Origin of the sequence: Pseudoalteromonas sp. NEC-BIFX-2020_015 (genome assembly GCF_012952265.1) — a bacterium.
In the GTDB taxonomy this organism is placed as follows: domain Bacteria; phylum Pseudomonadota; class Gammaproteobacteria; order Enterobacterales; family Alteromonadaceae; genus Pseudoalteromonas; species Pseudoalteromonas neustonica.
On sequence record NZ_JABCJL010000011.1, the window covers coordinates 115,855 to 128,172 of the forward strand.

The window sequence follows — 12,318 nt, forward strand, 5'->3', positions numbered from 1 at the left end:
ATTAGGTGCCTGTTTTATTAACGGCCTTCGCGGCGTAAAGCGTTTGATGTAAATTCGTTGTCATTAAACGATTGTGAGAAATCATACATTTTCTCTTGGTTGTCTAAACCAATCGCTAAATAACGACGTGAATTTAAATCATGGTATACGTCAAGCGTACTCCAATTTGTAAGTGCATCATAGTAATTGATACCATGCGCCATTGCTACACGATACATTTGATCACGATTATCGTAAATATCAGTTACATGTACTTGCCAGCTATCTTCATCAATATAAAACACACGCTTTTTATAAGTGTGGCGTGTATCAGCTTTCAAATTTGCTTCAACCACCCATACTCTGTGTTTTTCATAACGAACATGTTCAGGATTAATATGACCAGCCATCAAAATATCATCATATTCTAACTTATCACTGTGAAGCTTATAGCTATTATAGGGAATATATAGCTCTTGCTTACCTTTCAATGTCCATGTGTAACGATTTGGTGAACCGTTAAACATATCAAAATCATCAGTTGTGCGTAAGCTATCAGCTGCGGTTCCTGGTGCATCATAGGCTACATTTGGCGCACGACGAACACGACGTTGGCCTGTATTATAAGTCCATGCTTGACGTGGTGTTAATATTTGGTCCATCGTTTCATGTACTAGTAACGCAGTCCCCGCTAAACGGGCTGGCTGAGTAACCTTTTGCTTAAACTTAAACAAAATATTTGACTCTTGCAGCTCTGCTGGCGTCGCTTTTGGATCTGAATACTTAACTAATAGCTGTTCGTCAAAGCCAACCATGTTGTAAGAGCCTGAGGCTGTTGGTGCTGCTTGACCACCAAAGCGTTCTACCGACATACCGCGATAACGTAAAAGGTGATTCCAAATGGCTTCTAACCCTGTTTTTGGAATTGGAAAAGGAATACCAATCGCAGTATTTTTAATCCCATTCCCATCTTCAATTAACTCAGCAACAGGCGCGTACTGTTTCGTTGCATCATAAACAAATTGCGGGTTCGACGCACTGCGGTGAGTTTTGTAAATGTTCATTTTAAACGTATCTGGATACGCTTCAAAAAGTGCAACTTGGCCAGGACTTAGGTTTTCTTTGTATTTCGCGATGTTCGATTTATCAATCGTGAAAAGTACTTTATCATCAGCAAAAGGGTCTGGATGGTGCATACCAGGCGTATAACCTGCAGGTGCTTTGGTAATACCACCCGTCCAAGCTGGGATTGAACCATCAGCATTGCCAGCTTTTTCAGCGCCCAATGGTGTTAGATCTGCACCTAAACGCGCGACTTCTTCATTTGTCATTTTAGCGACTGCAGCAGTAGTTGAAAATAAACTACATAGTGCAAACGCAATGAGGGTAGGTTTTTTTATCATCATGATACCCTTAAATTGAATATTTAATATTGAAAGAAACAAAATCGCGATCAGAGAAAGTATTTGTTTGACCACCACCCCAGAAGGAGTTGTAGCTGAAATCAAACGACCACGCATTTTGGTAGTTAAAGTTGGCAGTAACACCTAATGACTTACGGTCTTCAATAAACAAGAACATAGGATCTGGTGTAATACCATTTACATCGTGAGAAAACACAATGCGCGGTGAAAAGTTAACGCCTTTGAAGAAGTTATAGTAATCACCCTTTGCAATTAAACGATAACCCCAAGCAGATGCGGTCGGAAATGAGTTAGTTTCGGGGCCATTTGATAATCCCAAGTGTAAAGTCGAATAATCATCAGCATTAGGACCAGAAATAACACCACTTCGACCAGTACCCGAAACATTTAAACGTAATTCATTATAATCAGGTAAATCGTTTATACGCACGCCACCTATTTCACCTACAACAGCCCAACTATCAGCGCCTAAAGAAGGACCAAATAAATGTGTTGCTGTAAATTGAAGTTGCGCTGTATTACGTAAAATATAGCCTGCAGCGACTTGACCTGGTGCAACCGCACTACTAACAATAGTTCCATCAGCAAGTGTTGTTTTTGCATTGCCTGGCACCTGAGATATACGTTCTAAATCAGGTCTTAAACCTGCTGCAGCTAACTGTTCAGGCATACCGGCATAAAGCAGCTCTACATCATCAATTTGCAATGGTTCGTCTTGACGAAATGCAAATTCACCAGCAAATGCGGTTTCACCTAGCGACGTATTAAAGCTTAAACCATATAGTTTAATATCTTCAGGGTATTCTAAAATACCTTGAGTAAATGCATTAAGTTGAGTGATGTTATCTTCCGTGATCTCTGATGACAATATCATCGCAATATCTTGGCCGATTGCTGGCGCTGAGAAGTTAGATACTTTACCAGAAATTAAAGGGCGGCGGCTGTGGTAATTTATATGATAAAGCGCAACCTCGGTATCATTCAGTTCAGGTAAAAACATCCCTAAACGAAGACCATATTGCCCACCGTTATCTGGTTCAATTTTACCCGCACTGCCTTTTCCTTTAAGTGCAACTTTTGTAGGGTAAGCCATATACATTTGGCTCATCATAGCCTGACCTTGTGCACTCGTTGGGTCAACACCTTGAGAGCTTACAATATCGTCTAGATTATTTAAACTTTGAGTCAAAAATGCCAAGTCAATATCAGGATTCGCAGTGAATCCTAACTGGACATTCTGCTGATAGCCATTTTCTGATGCAAAATCATTTGTTGAAAAATAACTACCTGCAGCAGGTAAACGTGTTTCATGCCAGTCATATTGGTAAAAGGCTTCAAGATTAATATTATCAGTGATCCCCAGTGAAGCCCATAACATTCCTACCGGAATAAACGCTTCTTTTAGCTCCGCACCGGGTGCTTTCAAGCGATCGATATCGACAGGGTTAACATTGATACCATGGGAGATTAATGTACTTTCACCCCAGTTAACTACTTGTTGACCTAAACGAATAGACAATGGGTTATTGCCGTCATTCAAGTCGAAATCTGCCCAAACAAAAGCATCAAGTAAGCGTATATCAGCACACACTTGCTTTTTAGTATCTGCGTCATCGCATGGATCAGCTGCTTTACCCGAAGTTGGGTTCTTATAAGCTCGCTCACCATCCATAAGTTCAAAATCATAAAAATACATAAAGCGTGTAAACAAGCCAAAGTTATCTTTATTTATAGAAAGGTCATGCGTACCCTTGAGCAATTTAGAAAACGAATCACCGCTATCGAAATTTAAGTCCCCCGCATCACCATTGTTCGAATATGCGCCTGGCTGAACCCAGACATCTTGCCCAGAATAAACAGTGTTCCCAATTGAAGGGTTATAACCCGTCCAATCGAAAGCTGGATTATTACTTTTACCGATCAAAGAAAAATCGCGGTCTTCTACGCGAATACTTTGGCCATAAGAAAAGTTTGAATCAAACGTTACATCAAAACCGCCAACTTCAAAGTTGGCAGCGTGTGCTACGCCCGTTGATAAACCTAAAGTTGCAGCAGCTAGGCCCATAACGATTTTATTTTTAACAAATAGCGATCTTCTTATCATTGTGTGTTCCCCCTTTCGCGGGTCATTTTGTGATCAAGTTATTGTTTTTAGTGTAGTCGTAACGATAGAAGCGAAATAAAGAAATTACAAATAGAACGCGTTCAATCGGTCATAATTTTTCAGTTTAGTTGGCGTTTACGCAATGGTAAGACGTCCTACCAGATAATTTATACACGTAAATTAACAATAGGACAAATTGATTTAACAAAAATATAATATAAACCAAATAATTTTTTTTTATCCATCTTAGCCAATGCGCTCTAAACGTATAAATTTATGTTCAACTGTTAATAAAAGTCTAAACCGCCCTCTCACTCCTAAAGAAGAAATAAACGGGCGTAAATGATGGGCAGCAAAACGTACTTTTTTACCGCCATCTTCTTGTACTTGCACCGAGGTATACTTACCTTCGTAATAATCCATACATTGTATATAGGTAAGGTTTAATAAAAAGTAATATTCGATCATAATTTATTGCAGTGCTTTATCTACTTTTTCAAATAAATCATCACTTAAATCATCAAGTAAAGCCAAACGTTGTAACTGTGCTTTCATTGCACTTGAACGCTGTTCATCATAACGACGCCAAGACATAAATGGCGTCAACATACGAGAGGCATTTTGCGGATTAATAGCATTGAGTTTAACCAATAAATCACCTAGTAATTGATAACCTAAACCATCTTTTCTATGAAATTGTGCGGTATTGAAGTGACTAAAGCTACCAACTAATGCCCGCACACGATTCGGATTTGAAAAATCAAAACATGGGTGTTCATAAAGATTTTTTATTTTATCAATCGCATCATCGCCACATTGCATTGCTTGCAAAGCAAACCACTTATCCATCACTAGCACATCATGGCGCCAATGGCTGTCAAATTGCTCTAGTAACTCTACTGATAATGGATTATCTGCTTTTACAACAGCGCTTAGAGCTGCTAATACATTTGTCATGTTCGATGAAGCCGCTGCGTTATTAAGCAGATTTGCGATGGCTGGATCAGTAATTTTAGCCAAGTAATGCAAGCATATACTTTTTAATGCGCGTGTCGCAACAGCTGAAGCACTAACGGTACCGTCGTCTATTAAGCTTGCATAACAATCAAGAAACTCATTACATAGATGCTCTGCTATTTGTCGTTCAAATTGCTCTGTGATACTGATAATTGTATCTACAGGGATCACATCAAACTCTGCCGCTAGGGTATCAAAGCTAGGGAGCTTAAGTAATTCAGCAGTCAATGCAAGATCACCATCACGCTTGCCTAATAGGTTCTGTAATGCCGTTATAATAGGTACGCTAAGCGTGTTATCTGCTGGGTTTGAAATAGCTTCTTTAACGGCCGATATAAACAGTTGCTGCTGCGCATCCCAACGCGAAAAATCACTGCGTGCGAACTGCATAATATGCAGTAGTTCTGTTTCTGTATTGTGCTTTTCAACAATACAAGGTGCTGAAAAATCTTCCAGCAAGACTGCAACTGGCTTTGCAGTTAAACCATCAAAACTAAAGCATTGTTGTTTGCTTGTGACATTTAATACATGACTGACTGGTTTCCCTTGGAAACCTAAAGTAATTGACTCCCCCTGCGGATCAAGTAATTCTATTGCAAATGGAATATGCAGTTCTGTATTATTGGGTTGATTTAGAGGTGCGAGTTGTTCAATATTTAATGTAAAAACACCTAGTTCTTCATTATAATCTTGCTTAACAACCAAACGCGGTGTGCCTGCTTGGCTATACCAGCGCTTAAACTGTTTTAAATCAATATTTGAAGCATCGCTCATCGCTCCAACAAAGTCATCACAGGTCACCGCTTGTCCATCGTGGCGCTCAAAATAAAGAGTCATCCCTTGTTGGAATTTTTCTTCTCCCAGTAATGTATGCATCATACGGATCACTTCAGCTCCTTTATCGTATACCGTTACCGTGTAGAAATTATTCATTTCAATCACTTGTTCTGGACGAATTGGGTGAGCCATAGGGCCTGCATCTTCACTAAACTGGTGTGTACGCATTACTTTCACAGCATCAATACGATTAAGTGCACGAGAACCTAAGTCACTGCTAAATTCTTGATCACGAAATACTGTTAAGCCTTCTTTTAAAGACAATTGAAACCAATCACGACAGGTCACGCGATTCCCTGTCCAGTTATGAAAATATTCGTGGCCAACAATTGACTCTATCGTGTGATAATCTTTATCCGTGGCGGTTTCTTGGTTTGCTAAAACGCATTTAGAATTAAAGATGTTTAAGCCTTTATTCTCCATTGCCCCCATATTGAAAAAATCAACGGCAACAATCATATAAATATCTAAATCATATTCAAGATTAAAACGCTCTTCATCCCACTGCATTGATTTTTTAAGTGATGTCATTGCATGTGGCGTTTTTGGTAAATTACCCTTATCAACAAATAATGCTAAATCAATACTGCGACCGCTATGCGTTACAAAGGTATCTTCTAAAACATCAAAATCACCTGCAACGAGTGCAAATAAATAGCTTGGTTTTTTAAATGGGTCTTGCCATTTAGCAAAGTGGCGACCATTATCTAGTTTACCTTCATCTAATTTATTACCATTAGATAATAAATGAGTGAACTGAGTGTCTGCAATAATCGTCACATCAAAACTAGCAAGTACATCAGGGCGATCAAGGTAGTAAGTTATTTTTCTAAAACCTTGTGCTTCACATTGCGTACAATAGGCTCCACCTGAAAGATATAAACCTTCTAAAGATGTGTTTGTCTGCGGCGATATCTCGTTCACTATACCTAAACGGCATTGCGACGGTAAATTGCTAATGATTAGCTGCTCATCCGCTTCGCGAAAATCAGTATAAGCGTGCCCATCAACAGTTACTGAAAGCAGTGTTAGGTCTATACCATCTAAAACTAAATCGTCGTTTTCTGCTGTTAATCTTTTAAGGGTCAGCAGTGAGCTAACTTGAGTTTTTAAAGGCGCTAGATCAAACGTTAAATCTATATGTTCAACGCTAAAAACAGGGGCTTGGTAATCTTTAAGATAGTGTGCTTGTGGTTTTTTTGACGCGGTCATAATGAACCTCCAAAAAGGCTCCTCTTTATCAGAGGAGCATAGAATTTATGCCTGTTGTTTTGGTTTAATACGTAATATTTTGATGCCTAAATAGGCATACACAACAGCTAAAAATGGATTAATAAGATTAAAGAATGCATAAAGCGCATAATCAAACGGATTGATCAATAACACACTTTGCATATATGCCCCACAGGTATTCCATGGAATAAGCGGGCTTGTAATTGTTCCACCATCTTCTAATGTACGAGATAAATTAACAGGCTTTAATCCACGTTTTTCGTACTCTTCTTTAAACATACGTCCTGGTACAACAATAGCAATATACTGATCTGCAGCAATAACATTTGTACCGATACACGTCGCAATCGTTGCTGTAATAAGTGAGCCTGTGCTTTTTGCTATTTTTAGAATACTTTTAACAAATATATCAAGTAGTCCTGTTTTTTCCATGATGGCACCAAACATGAGCGCAGTCATAATTAACCAAGTAGTTGTTAGCATGCCTGACATCCCCCCGCCACTTAGTAATGAATCCATCTTTTCATCGCCGGTTAAAATACTAAAACCATCAAAAAAAGTAGTCCAAACTAATTTGAAGTAACCTACTAACTGACCTTGTGAGCCATCAATTTGGTTCGCGATTAAGTCAGATTGAAAAATCATCGCCCATACAGCACCAATTACAGCACCAATAGAGATAGCAGGAAATGCAGGCATTTTCCTAATTGCTAAAACGAGTAAAACAATCAAAGGCACAAGCATTTCTAAGCCAATATTAAAATTTTGTTCAAGTATTCGCGTTATTTCATCAATACGCCCTGCTTCACTTGAGGCTGTTGCATTAAAGCCCATAAAAATAAAAATAACTAACGCAATTATAAAGCTAGGGACTGTGGTCCATAACATATGGTGAATATGTTCAAATAAATCAGCACCAACAACCGCTGGGGCTAAATTGGTCGTTTCTGAAAGCGGACTTAATTTATCACCAAAATAAGCACCAGAAATAACAGCGCCTGCTGTAACTGTTTGTTCAAGCCCTAAACCAGTAGCAACACCCAATAATGCAACACCTATGGTCGCAGCTGTTGTCCACGAGCTACCAATGCTCATCGCAACAATGCCACAAATCAAGCAACTCGCAGCATAAAACCAACTCGGGTTGATTACTTGCAAACCATAATAGATTAACGTTGGAACAGTGCCTGACAACAACCACGTACCGATTAACGCACCTACCATTAATAAAATTAAAATAGCGCCGAGGGAGAGTGTGATCCCTTCAATCATCGCCTGCTCTAGTTTTTTCCACGTGTAGCCATTTTTAAGGCCTATAAGTGCAGCTGTAAAAGTAGCAAATAGCAGAGCAATTTGATTAGGGCCTGATGACGAGCTATCGCCAAATAAATACACTGCAGCACCTAATAAACATATCAATACTGAAATTGGGATTAAGGCATCAAAAAAGCTAGCCTGAGCAATAGGTTTTTCTTCTTGTGACTTCAAAATAGAGACTCCTACACGTATTTAAGTACGTGTTTAATTATTATTTTTAGCGCGGACAGATTATCTAGCGAAACTAGGACGCTTAGGTTTATCAGCGTTTAATCATCAATTATAGCAATATCAGACGCTTTAGGTAGCAAAAAAGGCGCTAAAGCGCCTTTTTTATTAGTTAATAAAACCATTTACTTTTTAGCTAAGCGGCCAAATTTAATATAATCTTGTGTAATTAATGCTGCTTCTTCCAAGAAAGGATCTAAATCGTCTAAAACGTCTGGTATATCATCTAAGTTCTCAACAGGTTTTACACCTAAGCGAACAAGACGTTCATTAGTACGTGCTAATGCCCGCGCTTCACCTTCATCTTTTTCTTTAATACGCTTTGCTTCAACAAGCGAAATTGTTTTACGATCTTTCTCTTCTTTGTAGCGTGTAATATCTTGGTAAACGTAGTTAAATTCAGGTTCCGTTTTTATACGATCAGCATGAGCCTTACTTAAGTAAGTTATCGCCGGTTGCAAATTATCAACCGAATTATATCTCGCTCTAATGATGCTATCCCACGGGAGTGCATTATCTTCTTGGCTCTCCCCCCACTCAGCAGGATCTATAGCTGATGGAAATGATATATCAGGAATGACACCTTTATGCTGTGTACTTCCACCATTTATGCGATAAAACTTAGCAATTGTATACTGCACACTACCAAGTGGATTTTCATATAAATCATAGGCTCTGCCTAAGCCTTTATGCTGTTGTACAGTCCCTTTGCCAAACGTTTGTTCACCGATGACCACTGCACGACCATAATCTTGCATCGCGGCAGCAAAAATCTCAGAGGCAGAAGCACTATAGCGATCAACCAATACCGTTAACGGGCCATTATAAAACGTAACACCGTCACGATCTTTTTGTTCTTCTATTCTGTTATTTAATGTATGGATCTGGACTACAGGGCCTTGATCAAAAAACAAACCAGATAATTGTGTGGCCTCATACAAAGAACCACCACCATTTTGGCGTAAGTCAATAATTATGCCATCAACTTTTGCTTCTTTTAATTTAGCAAGCTCAACTTTTACGTCTTTAGAGAGGTTATTATAAAATCCCGGGATTTCAATAACACCTATTTTACTTGTTAAGTCTGAGTATTTTGCTTCGAATACCTCTGATTTAGCCGCTCGGTCTTCCAAACGAATTTTGTCTCGGATGATTTCAACCACTTTAGGCGTGCCATGTGCGTCCGCGCCTTTTAAGTACTGTAGTCTTACTTTTGTCCCTTTTGGACCTTTTATTAAATCAACTACGTCATCTAAACGCCAGCCAATTATATCAACAAATTCTTCGCCATCTTGGGCAACACCAATTACACGGTCATCAGCTTTAATTTGTTCAGATTTATCTGCAGGCCCACCAGGGACTAAACTGCGAATAACGGTATAGTCTTCGTCATAACTCAGCACCGCACCTATGCCCTCAAGTTCAAGGTCCATATCCATCTTAAACTGTTCGGCTCTGCGTGGAGATAAATAAGATGTATGCGCTTCTATGCTGCGTGCAAACGAGTTCATAACAATCTGAAATGCATCTTCACTGTTAGTTTGAACTAATCGTTTTTGTGCATTGTGGTAACGTTTTGTCAATACCTCTTTAATTCCGGTCCAATCTTTACCCGTCATTTTTAAACGTAGAGCGTCATACTTCACACGTTCACGCCAAAGCTCATCAAGCTCAGCTTGAGTTTTGGCCCACTCGCTTTCTTCACGGTCAAAGAAATATTCATCTTCTTTATCGAAGGTCATTTCTTTTTCAAGCAAACTTAACGAGTAGTCATAACGCTCAAAACGACGCTTCATACTTAAGTTAAAAATATCAAACGTGAAATCGAGTTTACCTGTTGGCAATGCGCTATCAAATTGGTTGCGGTATTGCTCAAAAGATGCAATATCCGCAGCCAAAAAGACGCTTTTATTAAAATCAAGGGATTCAATATAACGATCAAACACTTTGCTAGAAAGTGCGTCATCAAACCGAATTGGCTTGTAATGTGCACGAGTAAATAAGTTTGTCACCCGTTTGCTAGCCGTACTATGCTGACTTTCCTGCTTAAGTATCGGTAAGTCTTTGACTGATAAAACATCCGCTATATCAGCTGAGGCAAATAATGAACCCGAATATAGGGCCGCGACTAACGGAATGAGCGTAAACTTCTGACTCATACACAACTCCTTAATTTATATACAGCTTAAATAATGTACAGGCTGTCTGCTTTGGTTTTAACTTGCATACCTGTTACCAACTCAACATGAACGTCTTCTTTGTTCACTTCAGTGATAATTGCATTAACAAGGGCTTGGCCAAGTTTAACTTTAACTTTGTTATTAACCTTGACCTCACTCGCTGGCAAAGGTTCAATTTTACCAGAACGTTTAGCCGGCGCAGCTTTCGCTGGGGTACTATTAACCTTAGCGTTTTTATCACCTGTTTTGGCGAATTGACCCGGTTTCTTTTTGTAAGATTTTGTGTCTGAATCATTTCGAGGGCGTTGTGACTTCTTACGTTTAGCCATTTTCGCTCGACTTTCTTCAAGCGATTTTTGCGCATGATCGATATGTTCTTGTTCAACTTTTTCACCTTGATTACCATCAAGGTCAATGCGGAACTCAGACTTAGTAACGGCTTCTAAATAGCGCCAGTTTGAAGTGTACTTTCTAAGTGCTTGACGCACCTGAGTTTTACTAACCTTCTCTGACCCTTCAATACGCTCAGCAATATCTTTAAAGATACCGACTTTAAGCGGTTTGATACCGTCCTTTTGTTTAAAACATTGTGGGAATTCTTGATATAAAAATTCCAACACTTCATTAATATCTTTTAGCTTGTTTGTGGTTTCCATTTTAGAACCTATTTTTCACATCTTTTCATCAAGGGACGAATCGACGTAGTGTGTTACCCAGTCGACCAGCTCTTCAAAGTCGGCTTCAATTACAGCCATATCACCTCGAAGGTGTTCCCAAATACCATTAATTATTTCATCGATTAATTCACTATCGGTCTCATCAGGAAGTCGTTCCCATGCAATGTGAATTAAATCATTTAGCGTTTCAGCTACATGCTCTTCATCCCCTTCCCAATCACCAACATCGGCAATGGCAAACAGATAATCCTGTACATTTACTAAGTCTTTCATGCAATCGTTGCCTCAAAACACGCAACTAATGCTTCTAAGCCTTGTTTATCATCAGCATCAAACCGGGCAATACTTGGACTGTCGATATCTAATACAGCAAATAATTCACCATTTTTATGGATCGGTATTACTATTTCAGAATTAGACGCTGCATCGCAGGCTATATGGCCTGAAAATGCATGTACATCTTCAACAAGTTGTGTTTGTGCAGTTGCAGCGGCAGTTCCACATACACCTTTCCCAACGGGAATACGGATACATGCAGGGTTACCTTGAAACGGGCCAAGTACCAACTCCGACGGAGAATCCATTAGATAAAAGCCCGCCCAATTCACATCATTTAATGAAGTAAATAACAACGCGCTAATATTTGCCATATTGGCAATAACATTAGACTCTCCAGCAATTAGTGATTCAGTTTGTTTAACTAATGACTGGTAAAATTCTTGCTTTTGCATACCAAACTACTTCTTATCAAACATACAGTAGTTAAAGGTACTCTTTGTGGCCAATAATTGAAACCTTTTCAGGGCAAAAAAAAGTAATTTGCCCTAATTTTCAGCACGCTTGGTTAATATTTCTGCTATTGCGTGGATTGTTGTTTTGCAGCGCCTTGTCGTAGCCCGTATAAAAATAAACCTGCAGCCAATGCTGACATTGCTGTATTAACTAAGAACACCATGCCACCGGTGGCACTGAGTAAGAAGCTAAAAATTGCCCCCCCCAACAAACCTAATGTCAAAACGCCCGAGTAGTTAACTTTGGCATACTTAAACATCAGTAAATATCCCGGAACAACAAATGCAGCCATCGTTAAACCAACGATATGAGCATTGGCTATCGCGCTCATTAATAACTGAATAAATGTGGTGATAGGATCCGCGTTTAATGTTAAGCCATAATAAACGCCTAAAATGCTACCAATAATCACAGGCGATAGTAGTGATAAGCCAACACTTTTTGCAAGTTGATGTTTCATAAAACGTCCTTAAAGTCAGACCTTGATAAATACTAAGGATGCATCATGTTGTACCACTTCGAAATAGAGA

The 12,318-nt window shown here is 39.2% G+C and carries 10 protein-coding genes; all 10 read right to left on the bottom strand.

Annotated features, from left to right (window positions below; all coding sequences use genetic code 11):
* Positions 1–17: 17 nt before the first annotated feature.
* The 10 genes from HH219_RS10425 to HH219_RS10470 all read right to left on the bottom strand — a co-directional run bounded on the left by HH219_RS10425 (position 18) and on the right by HH219_RS10470 (position 12,248).
* Positions 18–1,382 carry a DUF1329 domain-containing protein gene (locus HH219_RS10425; protein ID WP_054204734.1) on the bottom strand — a complete coding sequence of 455 codons (1,365 nt, stop codon included), beginning with the start codon at positions 1,380–1,382 and terminating at the stop codon, positions 18–20.
* 10 nt (positions 1,383–1,392) lie between these two features.
* The gene (locus HH219_RS10430) at positions 1,393–3,507 is read right to left on the bottom strand and encodes a DUF1302 domain-containing protein (protein WP_169327406.1); all 2,115 of its coding nucleotides are present in this window, start codon (positions 3,505–3,507) and stop codon (positions 1,393–1,395) included.
* 246 nt (positions 3,508–3,753) lie between these two features.
* Positions 3,754–3,975, bottom strand: a complete 222-nt coding sequence (locus HH219_RS10435; RefSeq protein WP_054204736.1) for a DUF2835 family protein — start codon at positions 3,973–3,975, stop codon at positions 3,754–3,756.
* 3 nt (positions 3,976–3,978) lie between these two features.
* Positions 3,979–6,573 carry an aminopeptidase N gene (gene pepN, locus HH219_RS10440; RefSeq protein WP_169327407.1) on the bottom strand — a complete coding sequence of 865 codons (2,595 nt, stop codon included), beginning with the start codon at positions 6,571–6,573 and terminating at the stop codon, positions 3,979–3,981.
* A 45-nt stretch (positions 6,574–6,618) separates the two neighbouring features.
* On the bottom strand, positions 6,619–8,082 hold the full coding sequence (gene nhaC / locus HH219_RS10445; RefSeq protein WP_170173938.1) for a Na+/H+ antiporter NhaC: 1,464 nt from the start codon (positions 8,080–8,082) through the stop codon (positions 6,619–6,621).
* A gap of 182 nt (positions 8,083–8,264) precedes the next feature.
* Positions 8,265–10,298 carry a carboxy terminal-processing peptidase gene (gene prc / locus HH219_RS10450; protein ID WP_054204739.1) on the bottom strand — a complete coding sequence of 678 codons (2,034 nt, stop codon included), beginning with the start codon at positions 10,296–10,298 and terminating at the stop codon, positions 8,265–8,267.
* Positions 10,299–10,324: 26 nt separating this feature from the next.
* Positions 10,325–10,975 carry an RNA chaperone ProQ gene (proQ, locus tag HH219_RS10455; RefSeq protein WP_054204740.1) on the bottom strand — a complete coding sequence of 217 codons (651 nt, stop codon included), beginning with the start codon at positions 10,973–10,975 and terminating at the stop codon, positions 10,325–10,327.
* 15 nt (positions 10,976–10,990) lie between these two features.
* Positions 10,991–11,269, bottom strand: coding sequence for a hypothetical protein (locus tag HH219_RS10460; RefSeq protein WP_054204741.1), 279 nt, complete (start codon positions 11,267–11,269; stop codon positions 10,991–10,993).
* Entirely contained in the window at positions 11,266–11,727 is a 462-nt protein-coding gene (locus HH219_RS10465; RefSeq protein ID WP_054204742.1) for a GAF domain-containing protein, read from the bottom strand. The genes HH219_RS10460 and HH219_RS10465 overlap by 4 nt, the downstream gene beginning before the upstream one ends.
* Positions 11,728–11,852: 125 nt before the next feature.
* Positions 11,853–12,248 carry a hypothetical protein gene (locus HH219_RS10470; RefSeq protein WP_054204743.1) on the bottom strand — a complete coding sequence of 132 codons (396 nt, stop codon included), beginning with the start codon at positions 12,246–12,248 and terminating at the stop codon, positions 11,853–11,855.
* Positions 12,249–12,318: the final 70 nt, after the last annotated feature.